Source organism: Flagellimonas rhodophyticola, assembly GCF_049332665.1.
In the GTDB taxonomy this organism is placed as follows: Bacteria; Bacteroidota; Bacteroidia; order Flavobacteriales; family Flavobacteriaceae; genus Flagellimonas.
Map to the genome: position 1 here is coordinate 2,666,842 of NZ_CP186326.1, position 20,738 is coordinate 2,687,579.

The 20,738-nt window shown below is 39.7% G+C and carries 19 protein-coding genes; 10 read left to right on the top strand and 9 right to left on the bottom strand.

The window, feature by feature from the left end; all coding sequences use genetic code 11:
- Window position 1: 1 nt before the first annotated feature.
- The 6 genes from ACOKFG_RS11985 to ACOKFG_RS12010 all read right to left on the bottom strand — a co-directional run bounded on the left by ACOKFG_RS11985 (window position 2) and on the right by ACOKFG_RS12010 (window position 6,222).
- Window positions 2-1,057, bottom strand: a complete 1,056-nt coding sequence (locus ACOKFG_RS11985; RefSeq protein ID WP_422861351.1) for a type III polyketide synthase — start codon at window positions 1,055-1,057, stop codon at window positions 2-4.
- Window positions 1,058-1,768: a methyltransferase domain-containing protein gene (locus tag ACOKFG_RS11990; protein ID WP_299173388.1), complete on the bottom strand. Its 711-nt coding sequence runs from the start codon at window positions 1,766-1,768 to the stop codon at window positions 1,058-1,060.
- Window positions 1,768-2,934 (bottom strand): NAD(P)/FAD-dependent oxidoreductase, encoded by a 1,167-nt coding sequence (locus ACOKFG_RS11995; RefSeq protein ID WP_422861352.1) that lies wholly within the window; start codon window positions 2,932-2,934, stop codon window positions 1,768-1,770. The genes ACOKFG_RS11990 and ACOKFG_RS11995 overlap by 1 nt, the downstream gene beginning before the upstream one ends.
- Before the next feature lie 40 nt (window positions 2,935-2,974).
- A complete protein-coding gene (locus ACOKFG_RS12000; RefSeq protein WP_298789826.1) occupies window positions 2,975-3,670 on the bottom strand; it encodes an OmpA family protein in 696 nt (231 codons plus the stop codon).
- A gap of 4 nt (window positions 3,671-3,674) precedes the next feature.
- Window positions 3,675-4,160 (bottom strand): lipocalin family protein, encoded by a 486-nt coding sequence (locus tag ACOKFG_RS12005; RefSeq protein WP_298789829.1) that lies wholly within the window; start codon window positions 4,158-4,160, stop codon window positions 3,675-3,677.
- 85 nt (window positions 4,161-4,245) lie between these two features.
- Window positions 4,246-6,222 (bottom strand): alpha-ketoacid dehydrogenase subunit alpha/beta, encoded by a 1,977-nt coding sequence (locus ACOKFG_RS12010; protein WP_422861353.1) that lies wholly within the window; start codon window positions 6,220-6,222, stop codon window positions 4,246-4,248.
- A 113-nt stretch (window positions 6,223-6,335) separates the two neighbouring features.
- On the opposite strand from ACOKFG_RS12010, the gene ACOKFG_RS12015 reads away from it, so the two are divergent.
- The 5 genes from ACOKFG_RS12015 (at window position 6,336) to ACOKFG_RS12035 (ending at window position 10,482) form a co-directional block, all read left to right on the top strand.
- Window positions 6,336-7,286: an isopenicillin N synthase family dioxygenase gene (locus ACOKFG_RS12015; protein WP_422861354.1), complete on the top strand. Its 951-nt coding sequence runs from the start codon at window positions 6,336-6,338 to the stop codon at window positions 7,284-7,286.
- A gap of 3 nt (window positions 7,287-7,289) precedes the next feature.
- Entirely contained in the window at window positions 7,290-7,619 is a 330-nt protein-coding gene (locus ACOKFG_RS12020) for a translation initiation factor (RefSeq protein ID WP_422861355.1), read from the top strand.
- A 144-nt stretch (window positions 7,620-7,763) separates the two neighbouring features.
- Window positions 7,764-8,696: a DUF1835 domain-containing protein gene (locus ACOKFG_RS12025; protein WP_298789837.1), complete on the top strand. Its 933-nt coding sequence runs from the start codon at window positions 7,764-7,766 to the stop codon at window positions 8,694-8,696.
- Between the two features lies 1 nt (window position 8,697).
- Window positions 8,698-9,582 (top strand): nucleoside phosphorylase, encoded by an 885-nt coding sequence (locus tag ACOKFG_RS12030; RefSeq protein ID WP_422861356.1) that lies wholly within the window; start codon window positions 8,698-8,700, stop codon window positions 9,580-9,582.
- 48 nt (window positions 9,583-9,630) lie between these two features.
- Entirely contained in the window at window positions 9,631-10,482 is an 852-nt protein-coding gene (locus ACOKFG_RS12035; RefSeq protein ID WP_422861357.1) for a substrate-binding domain-containing protein, read from the top strand.
- Here ACOKFG_RS12035 and ACOKFG_RS12040 read toward each other — a convergent pair.
- On the bottom strand, window positions 10,479-10,883 hold the full coding sequence (locus ACOKFG_RS12040; protein WP_298789843.1) for a response regulator: 405 nt from the start codon (window positions 10,881-10,883) through the stop codon (window positions 10,479-10,481). The genes ACOKFG_RS12035 and ACOKFG_RS12040 overlap by 4 nt on opposite strands.
- 86 nt (window positions 10,884-10,969) lie before the next feature.
- A complete protein-coding gene (locus tag ACOKFG_RS12045) occupies window positions 10,970-11,635 on the bottom strand; it encodes a uracil-DNA glycosylase (protein ID WP_299173410.1) in 666 nt (221 codons plus the stop codon).
- 74 nt (window positions 11,636-11,709) lie between these two features.
- On the opposite strand from ACOKFG_RS12045, the gene ACOKFG_RS12050 reads away from it, so the two are divergent.
- From ACOKFG_RS12050 to ACOKFG_RS12070, 5 genes are all read left to right on the top strand, one after another.
- Window positions 11,710-13,215 carry a YfcC family protein gene (locus ACOKFG_RS12050; protein ID WP_299173413.1) on the top strand — a complete coding sequence of 502 codons (1,506 nt, stop codon included), beginning with the start codon at window positions 11,710-11,712 and terminating at the stop codon, window positions 13,213-13,215.
- Between the two features lie 15 nt (window positions 13,216-13,230).
- Window positions 13,231-13,833: a short chain dehydrogenase gene (locus ACOKFG_RS12055; RefSeq protein WP_422861358.1), complete on the top strand. Its 603-nt coding sequence runs from the start codon at window positions 13,231-13,233 to the stop codon at window positions 13,831-13,833.
- 45 nt (window positions 13,834-13,878) lie between these two features.
- The gene (locus ACOKFG_RS12060; protein ID WP_299485440.1) at window positions 13,879-15,075 is read left to right on the top strand and encodes a cytochrome c peroxidase; all 1,197 of its coding nucleotides are present in this window, start codon (window positions 13,879-13,881) and stop codon (window positions 15,073-15,075) included.
- A gap of 60 nt (window positions 15,076-15,135) precedes the next feature.
- On the top strand, window positions 15,136-17,307 hold the full coding sequence (locus tag ACOKFG_RS12065) for an endonuclease MutS2 (RefSeq protein WP_422861359.1): 2,172 nt from the start codon (window positions 15,136-15,138) through the stop codon (window positions 17,305-17,307).
- Window positions 17,308-17,435: 128 nt separating this feature from the next.
- Window positions 17,436-18,455: a sugar phosphate isomerase/epimerase family protein gene (locus ACOKFG_RS12070; protein WP_298789854.1), complete on the top strand. Its 1,020-nt coding sequence runs from the start codon at window positions 17,436-17,438 to the stop codon at window positions 18,453-18,455.
- Between the two features lie 94 nt (window positions 18,456-18,549).
- Here ACOKFG_RS12070 and ACOKFG_RS12075 read toward each other — a convergent pair whose 3' ends face one another.
- Window positions 18,550-20,628, bottom strand: coding sequence for a thiol-activated cytolysin family protein (locus tag ACOKFG_RS12075; RefSeq protein WP_298789856.1), 2,079 nt, complete (start codon window positions 20,626-20,628; stop codon window positions 18,550-18,552).
- Window positions 20,629-20,738 lie beyond the last annotated feature (110 nt).

A 20,738-nucleotide genomic window follows, 5' to 3' on the forward strand; every position in this document is an offset into this window, starting at 1 on the left:
ATTACCATTCTAACAACACTCTTTGAGCAGAGAATCCCGGGCCAAAACTCAAAACTAGACCTTGTTCCCCTTCATTGATGCCCTTTTCCAGAAAACGTTCCAGTACATAAAGCACCGTAACACTGCTCATATTGCCATAAGCCCTTAAAACTTCCCTCGTATCATCAATATTCTTTCCCAATTTACCAAACAATTCCTCAACGGTTCTGACAATCTTCTTTCCTCCAGGATGAAAAACAAGATGATTCACTTTTTCGATAGAAGTTCCATGTTTTTCAAGAAATGGATATACAATTTTTGGGAAATGATTGGAAATTACCTCTGGAACAGCAGGATCCAAAATCATTTTCAATCCGGTATTGGTCAAGTCAAAACCCATTAGATGTGTTGCGTTTGGAAAATGATACATTTCCTCACCAAGAATTTTAGGTCCGACAGCGCTTTGTTCCGATGACAGTAAAACACATGCCGCACCATCTCCAAATATCGCAGCACTGACCATATTTGCCATAGAGTAATCATCCAATTGGAATGTTGCCGTTGGACTTTCAACCGCCACAATTGCAGCTCTTTTGCCGGGATTCGACTTCAGAAAATTAGAGGCATAAATCAATCCGGAAACTCCTGCGGCGCATCCCATCTCGGTAACTGGAAGACGTACAATATCATTTTTTAGTCCAATAGCGTTGATAAGGTAAGCATCCAATGAAGGAATCATAATTCCAGTGCAGCTGACTGTAATAATAAAATCAAGGGATTCCGGTAACCAATTAGCTTTTGACAAAGCATTTTGAAGTACCTGCTCTCCCAATTGTTTTACTTCCCTGACATAAATCGTATTCTTTGCCTCGAACGAAGTCGCAGTAAAAACCTCTTCAATATCCATTATTCCATATCGATGGTCCACACCAGCACCTTCAAATATCTTTACCACTTTTCTTCTAAACCGATCTTCTTGACCGGAAAGCCAGAGATTGACAAAAGGGATGATATCCGAGGTTTTCCTATTGTGTTTTGGCAACTGTTTTGAAACTGTTACGATACGTACTGACTCCATCTACTGCTCTGGTTTGAGTTTCATTATCCAAACATACCTGAAAGCCCATTTCCATTTGATTTCATGTATAACGTCTGGTATTTTATTGGAGAGTTCAACCAATTCTTTTCGTTTAAAACCTTTTAGTATGGAAACCAACCCATCATATCGGGCCACCTCGGTTTGAAGAAATAGATGACTGAAAATTTTAAAAAGGTAGTAGGCTAGTCCACTTCGGTGCAGGTCATTAATAACCACTCCAACCTTAGCCAACTGAACGAACTTACTCAAAAAGGCATCGATACGCTCTTCTTCAAAATGATGCATGGTCAATGTATTGATGACTATGTCACATTCGAAGCTTGAATCAGCTTTAAGTATGTCCATTTTCCTAAACTGGATGTTTGGAATATTCTCAGTATTTTCTTTGGCGATTTGCAATACGTCATCCCTTAAATCCACTCCTACCATACGATGCGAAACATGATTTTTAGTGAGAAAATTGGATAATTTCAACAACATGGTCCCATCACCACAACCCATATCCAAAATCGTATACGATTTACTTTTGTCCGCTTTTACCAAATTCCACACGGCATTAATGGTTATATCATCTCCCCCCAGCCATTTGTTACATTTATTGATATCGGTATACGCATTCTTTAACTCCTCAAATTTCATATTTGGGTCGTCCATTCGTTCAAATGCCCTGCTGCGTACTGTTAAATCCATCAATTTAAAATTGGGGTTCCGTGAGTTGTGCGTATCATACTGCTCAGTAAGGTTTTTGATGTGGCCAAAGTGTTCATGCCAAAATTAAACCAGGTGGTATTCAGCATAAGTCCTTGTAATTGTCGCCCCATCCAAAGTCGTCTTTTGAAAGTACCGTACCATAAGGCTTGATACGATTTTTCCATGTCTTGTCGTGAAAAATTCGGATTTTCCAAGAACGGAACAATAGAATCTGCCGCCAGTTTTGCACTATGTATTGCCATAGCCATTCCATTACCACATAAGGGATGGATTAGACCTGCAGTATCACCACACATTAGTATATGATTTTCCACTGGTTGTTTTTTATTAAAGGAAATTTGCGCAATCGCCAACGGTTTTTCAAACAAAGGGGTGGCATCCGATAAAAATTTCTGAAAAAAAGGATTCTTCGAAACTACAGACTCGTTAAACCTGTGAACATCTGATTCCATTCTGAAATTTTCATAGTTGACCAAGTAGCATAGGTTAACAACTCCATTTTCTACTTGTGACAACCCTCCATAACCTCCTTGAAAATTATGCAATGAAACCTTATTGGCAGGTTGACCTGTATTTTGGTAGTGGCATTTTATAGCTAACCATGGAGATTTTTGCTTAATAAAGCTTCGTTCCATCTTCATATCAAGATTTGAACGTTTGCCAAACGCTCCCAAGACAACCTTACTTCGCATAGTTTCTCCATTTAATCTTATTACATTGAATTCATTCCTGCTAAAATGAACATCAACAATGGTTTCATGAAGAAACTCCACTCCTTTAGCCGAAGCGAGTTTGTAGAGTTCAAAATCAAACTTGTATCGACTAATACCAAAACCTCCCAAAGGCAATTTCACCTCAATCGTGCTTCCTTTGGATGAACTAAGTTCTAATGTATCTATTTGAGGAAGGTTAAAACTATTAAATCTTAGTCCTAATCTTTCTATGTAGGGAATCACTTCGTTGGAAACATATTCGCCGCACACCTTATGATTAGGGTATTGGTTTTTTTCCACGACTAGGACCCGCTTTCCTCTTTCGGCCAAATCCAACGCTGCCGTTAACCCCGCAAGTCCTCCACCAACTATAATTACTTCAAATTGAATCACTCTTTGAAGATAGTCGATTAGAAACAAAAAAACCGACATAAATATGTCGGTTTTAACAAATCGTCTTTAAAGCGTACGATTATCCTTTTGTTTTTTCGTAAGCTTCCTCTTTGAGCTCATCACTTGCTACGATAGCCAATTCAACTCTTCTGTTCTTAGCTTTTCCTTCAGATGTTTCGTTGCTTTCTCTTGGTTGGGTTTCTCCATACCACTTTGTGGTAAACCTACCGCTTGAAATTCCTTTACTTACCAAATATTTGGTGACTGATTCAGCTCTTTGCTGAGATAGGCTCAAATTGTACTCTTCACTTCCAGCGCTATCGGTATGTCCTTCGACCAAAATGATGGAATTTGGATACTCTTTGAAGATTCCGGCCAACTTATCCAAGGTAGAAGCTGAAGTTCCTTTAACATCCGATCTATTGGTGTCAAAATACACACCAGCATCTTCATTAAAGGTGACGTTGATTCCTTCACCTACTCTTTTTACTTCAGCTCCAGGAATTTCTTCCTCAATACGTTCTGCTTGTCGATCCATTCTATTCCCAATGTATCCACCGGCAGCTCCTCCAACAACGGCTCCTATAATAGCGCCAAGTGCTGTATTACCACCTTTGCCAACGTTGTTTCCTATTATTCCTCCAATTACAGCCCCACCTGCAGCACCTATTCCTGCACCTTTCTGGGTATTATTTGCATTTTTAACCGCATTACAACTTACAATTAGGCTAAGAGCCATTAAGGATGCGATACTTTTGATTAGTATGTTTTTCATATTCTTATTTTTTTGTGAATTGGTAAACGATGGTAACTAGTTCTCCATCGACAGATACATTGGACTTAAGGGTCATTGATTGTTCATTGATATTTGCGATGGTCAAACGATAACCCGTTCCGCCAGAAATATCTTTTCGTTTTTCATCAATAAACTTGAATTGCAACTGACTGCTGTAATTCTGGGAAGGTTCCACAACAGACCATCTAAAAAAACGATCTCCGCCTTGACATAAAGTACTTTGGGATATCGTATACCTTCCAGTACTATTATTGTCTCTAAAAAACCAGTCACTGCCCTCAAAACAGATATCCTCCGCATCGTTGAATATTACGGATTTAAAATTCCCTGTGTTGTTCTCGTAAGATACATCGTTCAGGGTCCAAGAACCGCTGAAAAGATTTCGTTGTGACCTTGCGCTTTTGGAAACAGAGCAAGACATCAATAAAACCCCAATCAATGCAGTAAAAATTAGTGTTTGTTTTGCCATAAGAATTGGTATTAAATTTTAGTATATACGATTGAGACACCATATCAACCGTTTCGTTTTGTTAAAAATTTGTTAAAATGAAAAATTAATAGGCAATAAGCTCCAATAAAATGGCTTCGAATCTTTGTTTTGGAAGGTAGTTCTCCTCGAGTGCCTTAGCAAAAGGGACAGGGGTTTCCAAACTTCCTACTCGCCGGACCGGTGCATCCAGACATTCGAAGCAGTTTTCCATGACCATTGCTGCAATATCGCTCGCGATACCTCCGAAAATCGTGTCTTCATGTAAAACAATTAATTTTCCTGTCTTTTTCACCGATTGGTAGACAGTTTCAATATCTAGAGGTTGAAGTGTACGCAAATCTATAATATCCGCATCAATTTCTGGGTGTTTTTCCAAAGTTTCCAAGGTCCAGTGAACTCCAGCACCGTAGGAAACCACGGAAATAGCAGTGCCTTCTTTTATAACGCTTGCCTTTCCAAACGGCAGAGTATAATAGTCCGTCGGGACATCTCCATAGACACTTCTATATAGCCCTTTATGTTCAAAGAAAAGAACAGGGTTTGGATCATTAATTGCCGTATTTAAAAGTCCTTTGGCATCATTTGGAAAGGCCGGGTAAGCTACTTTGAGACCAGGAGTTTTGGTGAACCACGCTTCGTTGGTTTGTGAATGAAAAGGTCCAGCACCCACTCCACCTCCACAGGGCATTCGAATAACTACATCAGCATTTTGTCCCCATCGGTAATGCACTTTGGCCAAATAATTTACTATCGGATTAAATCCGGAGCTGACAAAGTCGGCAAATTGCATCTCCACAACCGCTTTCATCCCATTTATAGAAAGGCCCATGGCGGCTGAAACAATAGCTGATTCACAAATAGGTGTGTTCCGAACCCTGCTTTTACCAAATTTACTTGTAAACCCATCTGTTATTTTAAAAACCCCTCCATATTCTGCAACATCTTGCCCCATAATAATAAGCTCGTTGTATCGCTCCATGGATTGTTCCAATCCTTCAGAAATAGCATCTACAAGCCGAATATTCTTTGAATTTGAATTTTTATCAAAATGTTGATAATTAAATACTTGAAATATCTCTTCTAATTCTTTTGTTTCATTGGATTCAATAAGCGGTTGGTCAAAGGCCATCTTCAAATTGGAATTGATTTCCTCTGTGATTTCCGCTTTGAGGTTGTCGATTTGTTCTTGAGAAATCACTTTCTCTTTCAATAAAAAAGCTTCGAAGTTTGAAATGGGGTCTTTTTTAGCCCATTTCTTCATCAATTTCTCGGGAACATACTTGGTGCCACTCGCCTCTTCATGTCCGCGCATACGGAATGTTTTAAACTCAATAAGAACTGGACGAGGTCGCTTTCGAATAGATTTGCACAACTCGTCAATTTTGGAAAACACTTCTAAAATGTTATTACCATCAATAATGCGGGATTCCATCCCATACCCTCTGGCCCTATCAGCCAAATGCTTGCAGTTGTATTGCTCATTGGTTGGCGTAGAAAGCCCATAACCATTGTTCTCAATACAGAAAAGAACGGGAAGATTCCAAACGGAGGCCACATTTAATGCTTCATGAAAATCCCCTTCACTTGTTGCTCCCTCTCCAGTAAAAACTGCAGTAACCCTTTTCTTTCTGCGCAACATATCGGCCAAAGCAATGCCATCGGCCACTCCCAATTGCGGACCCAAATGGGATATCATGCCAATAATTTTATAATCCTGTGTGCCAAAATGAAAACTACGGTCCCTACCCTGGGTAAAACCTCCTGACTTACCCTGCCATTGCTTAAATAGCTGATGAAGCGGAATGTCCCTTGACGTGAATACGCCCAAGTTACGATGCATTGGTAAAATATACTCTTCGGTTTTCAGAGCTTGGGTGACTCCTACCGAAATAGCCTCTTGCCCAATACCGCTAAACCATTTGGAAATTTTGCCTTGACGCAGCAAAACCAACATTTTCTCTTCAATCATTCTAGGTTTTAGCATTCCAGTATATAAGCCTAGAAGCTTTTGTTGGTCAAATCCGCCAATGTGATATCTCATTCAATACATATTCAATAGGGCTAAATGTAATAAAAAAGCTAGCGATGATATGCTATAATTTCCGAAAGATTTGGCAATATTCTGTACTTTTGATGTAAAGTAAATTTGATGTTATGAGTGCAATACCAAGTGTTGATTTAAGGGATTTTGTTTCCGGCGATTCGGACAGAAAAGAAAAGTTTATTCAAGAAATAGGCGGTGCGTTTGAAAATATTGGTTTTGTTGCACTCAGCGGGCATTTTCTTTCTGATGAACTTGTAGAGCAATTGTATGCGGAAATAAAGAAGTTCTTTCAATTGCCCCAAGATGTCAAAGATAGTTATGAAATCGAGGGTATTGGTGGACAAAGGGGCTATACATCCTTCGGAAAAGAACATGCCAAGGGAAGAAAAGAGGGTGATTTGAAGGAATTTTGGCACTTTGGTCAATATGTGGAAAACAATCCGAAATTAGAAGCTGAATATCCCGATAATGTTTCAGTAAGTGAGCTTCCGGACTTTGATAAAGTTGGGAAAGAAACGTATAAGATGCTCGAAAAAACCGCGCAGTTTGTGCTTCGAGCACTTGCTTTGCACTTAGATTTGGATGAAAATTACTTCGATGAATGGATTAAGAACGGAAATTCCATTTTAAGACCCATCCACTATCCTCCCATTACAAACGAACCTAAAAATGCGGTAAGAGCCGCAGCACACGGTGACATCAACCTAATTACATTGCTTATGGGAGCTCACGGAAAAGGCTTGCAGGTTCAGAACCACCATGGAGAGTGGGTTGACGCCATAGCAAGACCCGACCAACTGATGATCAATGTGGGCGATATGCTTTCAAGACTCAGCAATAACAAATTAAAATCCACAATACATCAGGTCGTAAATCCACCAAAAGAGCTTTGGGGAACATCTCGCTATTCCATCCCATTTTTCATGCACCCAATTAGTGAAATGCCGCTAAACTGTTTGGAAAACTGTATTGATGAGGAGCATCCTAAAGGTTTTGAAGATACAACTGCAGGAGCCTATCTTCATGAGAGGCTTATCGAACTTGGACTAGTAAAGAAATAGTCAATGGACCTTCAAGACCAACTTAAGAACCTCTTCCCAGGTCATGTCCCAGATGAAACGGATAACTCCGAGGAGACAAAGCCCGACTATTGGATGCAAGATGCGCCCATAATCTGCAAATACGAAAAGAGAAAAGGCAAGCCAGTTACCATTTTGGAGGGCTATACCGGCGCCGACAACGACTTCAAAAAACTTACTAAAGAGCTCAAAACACTTTTAAGCGTAGGTGGCAGCTATAAAAATGACACCATACTTATCCAAGGAGATTATCGTGATAAGATCATGGATTTCTTGAAGGATCAAGGTTTTGCGGTAAAAAGGGTCGGTGGATAGCGTATTTTTTCAGATAATTCCACTCAGATTTTTCATACATTGTTAAAATTAGACATTGACAACCAATGTTTTATGAAAAAATTTTTGTGTTCTTGGTTTAAATCTTACATTTAATCTTTCTAACCGACGAAAACTGAACTGAAAATGAAATCACTGTTGCATATCACCAACGGGGACAATTTCACGTCAAAACTTCAATCATTACATCTTAAGGGAGATATTATTACATGGCGCGAGATGCTTTGCGAAGGAAAAACCCTTTGCAACGTTGGAAGTGAATCTTTTTGGAAGACACGTTTTGAATTTTTGAACAAGAACTACAAAGTATCCAAATCGTGGTTCGTTGAAAAAACCTTGAAAGAATACAGATCACTTTGCAACCACAAGCAGCAAGATCAAATTGTGCTTTGGTTTGAATACGACCTTTTTTGCCAAATCAATATGCTTGCGGTACTGAGCTGGCTCAAAACGCATAGAAGGCACGCAGAAATATCATTGGTGTGCAGCGGAAATGAAGATGAAAGCGATAAACTGTATGGATTGGGAGAGCTTAGCGATGAAAAGTTGATGGAGCTATATGAAAATAGGACCATTTTATCCCAAGACGATATCGAGTTTGCCGATTATGCCTGGCAATTGTACTGCAGCGATAATCCAATACGACTAGAGAACCTCATAAACCATAACAGTTTTCAATTTGAATACCTTTCAGATGCCTTAAAAGCCCATTTGAGACGTTTCCCAACCATTAAAAATGGCCTGAACGAGCTAGAGAATCGTGTTTTGGAAACAGCATTGACCAAAAAACCTAGTTCTCGAAAGGAATTATTGGGTGAAGTCTTGACTGACCAAGGATATTATGGTTTCGGAGATACACAACATGACCGAATCATTACCTCGCTAAAACCACTTTTTGGTTCTTTCAATCCCGTTAAGCTAACTAAAAAAGGGAAGGAAATTTTGGAAAATAAAGCGAATTATTATTCACAAATACGTGACAATCAATTATATCTAGGTGGTTCTTTAAAGTATAACTTTTTATATAATACTGCTACAGACCGTATCTTAAAACTCTAATATGTCAACATTAGGTGAGTCAGAATTAATTCTGAATCCTGATGGCAGTATTTACCATCTCAATCTTTTACCAGAAGATATTTGCTCCACTATTATTACCGTGGGAGACCCCAGTAGGGTCCCTATGGTCACCAAATACTTTGATAAGGTCCATATTGAGAAAGGAAGACGTGAGTTTTTCACACAAACTGGCTCCTATCAAGGGAAAAGCATTACCGTTATATCCACGGGTATAGGTACGGATAATATTGACATTGTTCTGAATGAGCTTGATGCCTTAGTGAATGTCGATTTTAAGACCCGAAAGGTAAAAGAAGACAAAACTCAACTAGATTTTATTAGAATAGGAACTTCAGGTGCGATACAGCCGGACATTCCTGTTGATTCTTTCTTAATGAGTAAATCTGCAATTGGTTTTGAGGGTCTTTTGCACTTTTATGAGAGTGGACAAGCAAGAAACGCCGATTTGGAAGAACAGCTTAACACCTTTTTAGGGTGGAGTGACCGAAATATTACCGCATATGCGGTAGATTCCAATGAGCAATTACAAGAAAAATTTAACTCTAATCGTATACGATTTGGCATAACAGCAACTAATTCAGGGTTTTACGGGCCACAAGGCAGAACTTTACGTCTAACGCCAAAAGTTCCAGATTTTAATTCCAAGTTAGCTGCCTTTACTTACAAGAATCAACCAATAACCAACTTAGAAATGGAAACGGCTGGCATCTATGGGCTTGCAAAATTGCATGGACATCGGGCAATTTCCTTAAATGCAATTCTGGCTAACCGTGCTACTGGGGAATTTTCTGAAAATGCATTCAAAACTGTTGATAACCTCATACAATACACCCTAGATAAGATTGTTTCCCAAAAGGAAACTTAAAAATTCATATACATTCAAACTAATACTTCCGCAACTCTAAAATTTTAAATGAAAACAGTTAAGATAATTGGCGTTCCAGAGCACTTTAACCTTCCATGGCTCTTAGCTATTGAGGAAGGTGCTTTTGAAGATCGAGGAATTCGGTTGGAATGGACCGACATTCCTGAAGGTACAGGAAGAATGAGCCAGATGCTTCAAAATGGAGAAACGGATTTAGCCATTATTCTGACCGAAGGCATCGTTAAGAGCATTTCCCAGGGGAATCCAGTAAAAATTGTTCAAGAATATGTTTCATCTCCATTACTTTGGGGGATACATGTTGCAGCTGATAGTTCAAAGGAATCCATTTCAGAACTAAAAAATGATAAAGTGGCCATAAGCCGCATGGGTAGTGGAAGTCATTTAATGGCCTATGTACATGCCCAAAACCAAGAATGGGATACCGATTCATTGGAATTTGAAATCATCAATAATCTAAAGGGGGCCATTGACAACCTTACTTCGGGGTCGAATGCCTATTTTATGTGGGAACATTTTACCACCAAGCCCTGGGTGGACAATGGAACCTTTAAAAGACTTGGCGACTGCCCTACTCCATGGCCCTGCTTCGTTATTGCGGCTACAGATTCCTTTTTAAGCTCAAATTCCTCTCTTTTAATGCACATTTTGGAAGTAATAAACATCTACACCTCAGAATTTAAAAACATCCCAAGCATAGACCGAACATTATCCAATAGATACGACCAAAAATTAGAGGATATACAAGATTGGCTTTCAAAGACTAGATGGGGACAATCACAACTGCCAGAAGCCATAGTGCAAGAGGTTCAAGAAAGGCTGATCAGTCTTGATTTAATATCCAAAGTTCACCTTCCTGCAAAGTTTTTGCATCAACACTAAGAAAAGTACTTATTGATCAATACCCTGAACTTTAAATCCGATAATGGTTTTTGTGCAGTATCAGTTACATTTGGATTGGCCAATGCCAGCGCCGTTGTTTCCTCCGTATCCAAGGCGGTTAGCATGACAACAACGATGTTCTTCTTAAAACTATCATCAAATTTATCCTCATATGCATCAAGAAACTCCCAACCATTCATCTCCGGCATATTGGTATCCAGAATAAGAAGACATGGCATGTTTTCTTCGGCTGGAACATCTTCTAAAAATTCAATAGCCTCTTTACCATTACTGGCAGTATTCACTGTCAGGTTGTTATCCAACTGTTTTACAAAAAATCTGTTCAGAAAATTTGTGGTGTCATCGTCATCCACAAGAAGTACCGATTTCAGTCTGCGCAAAATATAAGAATTTTCCTATAAGGGGGTTATTTTCTTAAACGTACGAATTCTTATTATATTTTCAGAATTTACTTTCAAAAAATAATTCACCAACTTATCAACGGCTTTCCCATTTGAGCAAGAAGAGTATTGGTTTTGCTAAAATGTTGATTTCCAAACCAAAGACCTCTATTGGCACTTAATGGCGAAGGGTGACCTGACATTAACACATGGTGTTTTGTCTTGTCAATCAATGAAGATTTTTTCTTAGCGAACCCACCCCACAACAAAAAAACAATCCCTTCAAGCTCCGAGGAAATTGTTTTGATTACTGCATCGGTAAACTGCTCCCAACCTTTTTTTTGATGGCTACCGGCCTGATGTGCCCTAACTGTTAGAGTGGCATTCAACAATAATACACCTTGCTGGGCCCATCGTTCCAAATTGCCGCTTTTGGGATACGGTTTCTCAACGTCAACCTTGATTTCTTTGAAGATATTAACCAATGATGGTGGATGCGGAATATCATCTTGCACAGAAAAACATAATCCATTGGCTTGGTTAGGCCCATGATAGGGGTCTTGACCAATCACAACCACTTTAGTGTCGTAAAATGGACAATGGTCGAATGCGGCAAAAACATCTTTGCCGTTCGGATAACAGACATGTTGCCTATATTCCTGCTTCACGAATTGCACAAGCTGCTGAAAATAAGGCTGGTCGAATTCTCTTTGCAAATGAGGCTTCCAACTTGGGTCTATGTTTACATTCATTAATATGGGTGTGATTTCTTCGGATAAATCTAAAAAGAATATCTTTCCTATCCATTAAATATTGATGCCAACCTATGTCAATTCTAAAAAAGCTGAAATTTCCAACAGCACATACCATACTCTTCATTATTGCTGCTGTAGTTTGCCTATTCACCTGGATAATTCCCTCTGGTCAGTATGACCGATTATCTTATGATGATGAAAACAAAGTGTTTATTGTTGAATCTGACGAAGATTCCAAAACATTCACTGCCATCCAAGAAACACTGGACAAACTGGCCATTCAAATACCTTTGGAAAAGTTTACCAACGGCGCTATTTCCAAACCGATAAGTATTCCAAACACCTATAAAAACTTGGAAGGGCAACCACAAGGGTTTGTTAGTTTCATCCAGGCACCTTTAAAAGGAATCATGCAATCTGCTGATATAATTTTGCTGGTATTGATCATTGGAGGGCTTATCAGCATTGTAAATGCTACCAAAGCTTTTGAAGCAGGGATAGCATGGCTGGCCGAAAAACTAAAAGGCCGAGAATTTGTTCTCATCATTATGGTAACAATCTTAATTGCGCTTGGTGGAACCACTTTTGGCCTTGAAGAAGAAACCGTTGCTTTTTACCCTATATTAATTCCGATTTTTTTGGCCGCCAAATACGATGCTTTGGTTTGCGTTGCCTCTATTTATGTTGGCACCTCAATTGGTACTTTGGCATCAACAGTAAATCCATTCAGCACAATTATAGCTTCAGATGCCGCTGGCATCAATTGGACAGTAGGTCTTAATAGTCGCATAATCATGCTTGTTCTCGGACTTGTTTTATGCATTACCTATATCGTCCGATATGCACAACGTGTTAAAAAAGACGCTTCGCATTCCCTCATTCATGATCAAAAGGAGGAAATTGAAAAAATGTTCATGGGCCCAGTTGCATCGGGTACCACAAAACTTAATACAAAACTCAAATTAGTGCTGCTTGTTTTTGCCAGTACTTTTCTGATAATGGTTTATGGGGTTTCGCAGTTGGGCTGGTGGTTTTTGGAAATGACCTCAGTCTTTTTGGCTGGTGCACTTTTGATTGGACTCATTGCGAGAATAAACGAGAAACGATTCGTTACCGAGTTTATGTCCGGGGCTAAAGATCTACTTAGCGTAGCATTTATTATTGGCATCGCACGAGGTATTACAGTATTGATGGAAGACGGTCAAGTTAGTGATACTTTATTGTTTTATGCCTCTGAATTGACGTCAGGTATGCACAAAGGGCTTTTTATCAATGTTACTTTTGTGCTGTATAACGGATTGGCCTTTTTTATACCTTCTTCTTCCGGAATGGCTGTTTTAACCATGCCAATCATGTCTCCCCTGGCCGATAATGTAGGCATTGGACGTGAAGTTATGGTAAACGCCTATCAATTCGGAGTTGGCCTTTTCAAATTTATAAGTCCAACGGGTATTCTTTTGGCTTCTTTGGCTTTGGTTAATGTCGGTTATGATAAATGGCTTAAGTTTATTATGCCTCTGGTCATATTACTTGCAGTTTTGGCCATGATTATGTTAACCATAGGAGTATATTTCTAAAAATCAAACAACACTATGAAGATTTTAATAATCGGAGGAAATGGAACCATAGGAAAAAGAGTAAGTAAGCACTTTGCTGAAAGCCATGAAGTTTTAATTGCGGGAAGAACAAACGGGGATGTCACTGTGGACATTTCAGATAGTTCCTCAATTGAGAAAATGTTTCAACAAACAGGTAAATTGGATGCCATAATTTGCATTGCCGGTGAAGCAAAATGGGCCGAGTTCAATCAACTTTCGGAGGACGACTACTACATTGGCATAAAAAGCAAATTGATGGGGCAGGTTAACCTTGTTCGTATTGGACAACACTTTTTACAACCTGGTGGCTCGATAACCTTGTCCACAGGAGTTCTTGCTGACAATCCAGTGCCAAAAACAGCCAGTGCAGCCATGGTAAATGGCGCCTTACACAGTTTTGTGCAAGCCGCTGCCTTAGAAATTGAGAACGGTATTCGGTTAAATGTGGTGTCCTTGGAGTTAGTAATCGATGCGTATGAGAAATACAAAGACTATTTTCCTGGACACAATCCTATTTCTATGGAGAAAAGTGTCAATGCCTATGTTCGAAGCGTTATTGGACGCAGAAGCGGGGAGGTCATTCGCATTTATAACTAATCAGATTATATTTCTCTTAACCTTATTGTGATAAAACTTCCTGTTTTGAAAAAGTGCATACAAATGCTATTGGTGTTAGGGGTAGTTGCCTTTTTTAGTGGATGTAAAGGTCCGCGCTCTAAGGAAGTTTCAGTCGCAACTGTATCCAAGGAGTTACCAACCGTCGATGCTTTGCCCATTCATGTTATACATCCTAAAGAAAATCCAACTTCCAAGGCTAAAGAAACACTTGGGAAATTGTTGTTTTATGATCCCATTCTATCCGGCAATAAGGATGTGGCCTGTGTAACTTGTCATCATCCAGATATGGGATATGCTGAGTTTCTTGATATCTCCATAGGTACCAATGCTAAAGGACTTGGGAGCAAAAGAGAATTCAACACACCCAATACTATCCCTTTTGTAAAAAGAAATGCACAGACGGTATTAAACTCTGCGTTTAATGGACTTCAAAATCATAAAACTTATAAGCCCGAAAATGCCACAATGTTCTGGGATGACAGAGCCAAAAGTTTGGAGAAACAGGCACTGGAACCGATAAAAGCTCTCGAAGAAATGAGGGGCCACAGTTTTAATGAGAATGAAATACTTGATGAAGTTATTCAAAGATTGAGACTCATTCCAGAGTATGAAAAACTGTTCAAGGAAGCTTTTAACGAAGCTGAGCCCGTAACCATTGAAAACCTTGGTAAAGCCATTGCCTCCTTTGAAAGAACCCTTATTGCCAATAACTCCCGATTTGATCAATATCTTCGAGGAGATAATCGCGCAATTTCTATCAGTGAAAAGGAAGGTTTTGAGCTATTCCAAAAAGTAGGTTGCATCAATTGCCATAACGGACCAATGTTTTCAGATTATAAAATGCATGTTTTGGGCGTTCCAGAAAATTCCAAATTGCCAGCTATGGATGTTGGCGTTGCCGATATAACTCTCCGGGATAGTTTTGCGTTTAGAACCCCTACCCTTCGCAATCTAAGATTTACGGCACCTTATATGCACAATGGCAGTTTTATGTCTTTACGCAGGGTATTGGAGTTTTATGAAGATATCTCAAGGAATATTCAGCGTAACCCCAACGTGAATCCTGACCAATTTGACCCTTTTATCCGTGATTTAGAGTTATCGGTCAAAGAAATGGCCTTGATCATTTCTTTTTTGAACACTTTGAACGATGAGGAATTTGACAAATCAATACCAGAAAATGTACCAAGCGGTTTATCAGTTGGTGGACTTATAAATTGATGAAGTACAAACCTTGTCAACTGAATTGAATACCTATCTTTGCCCCGCTAGCAAAGGAAAATGCAGAATATTCACCCGAAAACACTTCAAGATTTAGAATTTCCAACCGTTTTGGAACAAGTTGCTGCGCGTTGCAATACCGAATTGGGTAAAGAAAAGGCATTGGAAATTCAGCCAGTTGCAGACAAGGAACTGTTGATGAATGTATTGGGACAAACTTCTGAATATCTGGCTTCATTTTCCAACGATAATCGGATACCAAACCATGGCTTTGACAGCATCAATAGTGAGTTGAAGTTGTTAAGAATTGAAAATACCACTTTGGAAATTTCAGGTTTTCGAAGAATCGGAAATATTTGCAAAACGGTTGAGCTGCATCAAAAGTTCTTTAAAAAATTCAAGGAATATTACCCCTTGCTCTTCGCCAAGACGGAAGAATTTGAAACAAATGCCGAGATTCCAACGGCCATTGATCAAGTGATTGACAAATTTGGAGAAATCAGGGATGGTGCTTCCGATGAATTACGCAGTATAAGGATGCAAATCAATGAGGTGCGCTCTAAAATCAATCAAAGCTTTGCTGCTGCGCTTACACGCTATCATTCCTCAGAGTTGCTTGATGAAATAAAGGAGTCCGTGATGGAAAACCGCAGGGTCTTGGCCGTTAAGGCCATGCATCGGAAAAAAGTCAAGGGTACAGTAATGGGCAGTTCCAAAACTGGTAGTATTGTATACATCATTCCCGAAGCTACGCTCTCTTATACTCGTGAATTAGGCAACTTGGAATTTGAGGAGAAAGAGGAGATTCAACGTATTTTAAATCAATTAACAGATACCGTACGTCCCTACGATTACCTGCTTTCCTCCTACCAAGACTTTTTAACGCATATTGATATTACGTCTGGAAAGGCAAAATACGCCTCGGACATGAATGCGTTGTTGCCAGAAATCAACGATAAAAAGGAAATGTTCCTGCGGGATGCCTACCACCCGCTACTCTATTTGACCAATAAGTTCAAAAAGGAAAAGACCTGGCCGCAGACCATTCAACTGCATACCGAAAACAGGATTATTGTGATATCGGGGCCTAACGCCGGCGGAAAAAGTATCACCTTAAAGACTATTGGATTACTTCAAGTAATGCTTCAATCAGGGCTTCTAATTCCCGTTCATGAAAGGAGTTCTGTTTGTTTGTTTGATAAAATATTGACAGATATTGGTGATAATCAATCCATAGAAAACCATCTGAGCACCTATAGCTATAGATTGAAGAACATGAATCAGTTTCTAAAGAAATGCAATAGCAAAACCCTGTTCTTGATCGATGAATTTGGTACTGGTAGTGATCCTGAATTGGGAGGTGCTTTAGCAGAGGCATTTCTGGAAGTTTTTTATGAGCGGGAAGCTTACGGTGTTATCACTACGCATTATGCCAACCTTAAGGCGCTTGCAGACGAACTCCCGCATGCCACCAATGCCAATATGCTCTTTAATTCCAAAACCTTGGAACCTACATTTCAATTGATTTTGGGCGAAGCAGGTAGTTCTTTTACGTTTGAAGTAGCCCAAAAGAATGGAATCCCATATTCCCTTATAAATAAAGCGAAGAAAAAGATTGAACGCGGGAAGGTGCGTTTTGATGCTACCATTGCAAAATTGCAAAAAGAGCGTTCCAAAATGGTCCAGACGGGTTCTCGATTGCAAGATGAAGAAACCAAAGCCCGTGAAGAGGCAGATCGTTTAGAGAAATTGAATGCTAAAATAAAATCCAAACTGGAAAACTATCAAGAGTTGTATGACCATAACCAGCGGATGATAAACCTGGGGGATAAAGTGAATACAGCTGCAGAGCGCTACTTTGTGGACAACAAAAAGCGTCCCTTGATTTCGGAATTGCTACGCATTGTGGAAACCGAAAACAGCAAACGCAAAAAGACCACTGCAAAGCAGTCGAAGGCCAAACAAGCTCAGAAAAAACAAGTGGCTCAAGAACTGGAAAAGAAAATCGTTAAAGTCCGGCAGGAGAAAAAAGTCGAGAAGAAAAAGGCCATCCAAAAAGAAAGGAACAAACCCAGGCCTGTCTTTAAAATAGGTGATCGAGTCCGTCTGTTTGATGGAAAAGCAGTTGGTACTATTGACACTATAGAGAAAAACAAAGCTGCTGTCAATTACGGAATGTTCATGACCAATGTAAGCATAGACCAGCTGGAACTAGTAGAAGCTAAGAAGTGATTATTTATCCTTTTTGAACAATTCTATCTTAAATCATAATAGGATTCAGTTGAGAACTTATTACTTTTAGATAAAAATACGAGGAACCGTATTTCATACCGCTTTACCCACAATTAAATCATTTCCCAATGAAACAAAGAATCATCATTTTTGCCGTAAGCCTTCTATTTATAATTTCTTGTCGTACCAAGTCAGAGTCCAATTCGGAGTCAGATACTACAACCAAAGCTTCTCAAGAAATGGAAGTTCAAACACCTGACTTTCAAATCTCATTGGCCCAATGGTCTTTTCATAAAGCATTTTTAGGACCTCAGAAAGAAGGATATTGGGAGTGGTTTGTAAAAACACTTCAAGAATCACCTGATGACATATTGCTGGGTAGCGCAGATCCAAAGGATTTTCCGGAAATGGCCGCAAAGTTCGGTGTCTCTTCCATTGAATTGGTAAATACCTTTTACTATGGAAAAGTAGATGACCAAGCCTTTTGGAACGATTTTAAAAAACGATGTGAAGAGGCCGGCCTAAGTGTTGGATTGATTATGTGTGATGCATTGGGCAATCTTGGAGATGCAGACCCCGAAGCCAGAAAAAGAACCGTGGAAAATCATCATAAATGGGTGGATATTGCAAAGTTTTTAGGAGCACACTCCATCCGAGTAAATGCTGCGGGAGAAGGAAGCGCTGAAGAAGTGGCCTCCAACGCGGTGGACGGTCTAAAACAATTAGGAGAGTATGGTGCCGCCCAAGGTATCAACATTATTGTGGAAAACCATGGAGGGTATTCTTCAAATGGCGCTTGGTTGGCCGGAATCATGGCCGAAGTGAATATGGACAATGTGGGTACACTTCCCGATTATGGTAATTTTTGTATTGAACGCAGTTCTGATGGTTGCGCCGACGAATACGATCGCTATAAAGGAATGGCTGAATTAATGCCCTACGCCAAAGGAGTAAGTGCAAAGTCACACGATTTTGATGAGAACGGAAATGAGACCCATACCGATTTCTATAAAATGTTGAAAATCGTGAAAGATTCAGGCTTCAAAGGATATATCGGTATAGAATACGAGGGCAATGTTCTCTCTGAAGAAGAAGGAATTGAGGCCACCTATGCCCTATTAAATAAAGCTATAGACAGTATACAGTAAGTGGGCTTCTGAGAATCTATTTCGTCTATATCAATAACAGCCGGCATCAGGTTGTTGAACCCAACCTGAGCGGCCGACTGCATAGCTAAATTATTTAAAGCGCATATGGACCTTCATCTTCACCTACCAAATTATTTATGGACATTAGTCCATCTGTGGTGAAATATAATATACGCTGTATGGAATTTCCATTGATATTCATTTTACAAGCTGCTTCCACTGACCCTCTCACTTCGCTTAGATCTTTTTCAGACTCCCAACAATTAAAGTCACCAAAACCTATGGTTCCACTGGGTAATGATACTGAGTAAGGGTTGTAATAATTCCTTCTGCTATAGGTAGTGCCATTAGTGTCCAACGGGAAAAAATAGGCTGAGGTTACCTCACCGTTAATTATCCTGGTAGAAAAATCCTCTGTATAAATACCTACGGGCTGTATATATCTATCGCGTCTTGCAGCAGCCTTTATACCTTTACCAAATAAAGGAAAAGATACACAATCCACATCTCGTCCTTCAGGGCCGACAAATGAGCCATCAGCAAAGTTACTGTTTACCTCATTTTCACTCGAAAAACTATCATTCACTACCCATCTCCTATTCGTCCCATCACGTTGTCGGTAAGTACCAATCGGTGTTGTTGGCATGCTCTGGACGCCATTATAATCATACTCCAAAACTTCAAACTCAGTTCCCTGTTCATTAAAAATGTAGATTTCATCCAAGAACTGTCGTAAAGCGGCACCAACGCTATCAAAAGTTGTAACGCCTAAAGGGGCACTAGCGTCTTTAATACTGTAAGGGTCAGAGACAGCTCCACTAGATGCATCAAATATCACATATTCAGTTCCAGCGCCATTGAAGATAGCGGTGTATTCATTTTGAATTTGTGTGGCCGCACCAATTCCATCCTCAAAAAGATCCACCAAGTTTGAATACAGAACTGGGGGTAAAACACCTTTCAATTGACACTCCACAACCTCCATTTCAGTAGAAATATTGGTTCCAACTTGTTTAGAAGGGTCCTCTAGAGAGTAGATTTCATAAGATAACGGCAACCCGGTTCTAATATCAGTACTCGCAGCTAGCATATCGGCCAATTCCGAAATATTTGTTTCTCCCAAACCGGAAAAAGTGTTTTGAGAATCACCTCCGTAGGCAATTACTTTTAGTTTGAGGTCTTCCATTTTCTCCATACTATCTGTTTCCAAGCTCCCTTCGATTTCTTTGTCAAAACTTTTATATGAAGCGTCAATTTGCGTGTTCATTACTTCCAAAGAAGAAGTGGATTCAACAAGCATATAAAAGATTCTACCATAGGTTACCTTTTTAATATAGGTAGCAGGATTATCTGGCTGTATATATCGGTCCAAATCATCTGGAGTTACACTAGCATCAAAAACATCGTCATAACTGGTCGGGAAATCATAACTGACATCATAGTACGACTGATAGAGTTTTATCAAAACCCGATTATAGGTTTTATCTTGACTAAACGATAATTTACCCTCGGCCTTTACTCCATATCCTTCAAATGAGAGGCCCATTTGCAACGCAACTTGTTTTTCGGAGAAAACGTTCTCGTAGTCCAAATCAAAATTGGCGGGCACTACACCAGTGCTTCCTGCAATAATATCGTTCATCGCTTGACGAACTTGCGACTCACTCATTTCCGTAAGATCTTGCGATGCTTCTGGGTTCCCGTCATTTAGATTATACGAGATACTACCTCCGGCTCTTTTAAGCGGGATGCCTTGTGGCTTTACATTGTTTATAGTTTTTCCCTGCAATAATGCTCCAGGAAATATTTCACTGGCAACACCGCCCAATGTTTGAAATTCTCCGGCACCATCCGTCACACTCACTGTTCTTGATTTACAGATAAATCGTAGCGTCTCAGCATCCGAACCACTACCAGAGGTATAATCATCAGGGTATTCGTCACCCTCTGCCAAAGTTTCGTCTGTTCTTGACTGTGGTACCTCTTCAAATTCACCACCTTGTTCAATCACTCCCCTAAATGTGGTTGGTGTTGGCCCATCATCATCTTGGGAAATGGGGTCATCGTCAGTTGGAATCTCCGGGGAATCGCTATCGCTGCTGCAAGAAAAGAGTAACAGTACAAATATTGTTAGCAACGGTAGCAATTTTAAATGAGATTGATTTGTTTTCATAATTATTTGGTTTTTAGGATTCAACACCCCAAACCTAGATTAGAAAACACCCCAACCCTAATTTTGAGCATGGACAAAGTATGGACAAGTAGTATGGATTTAATTCAAAA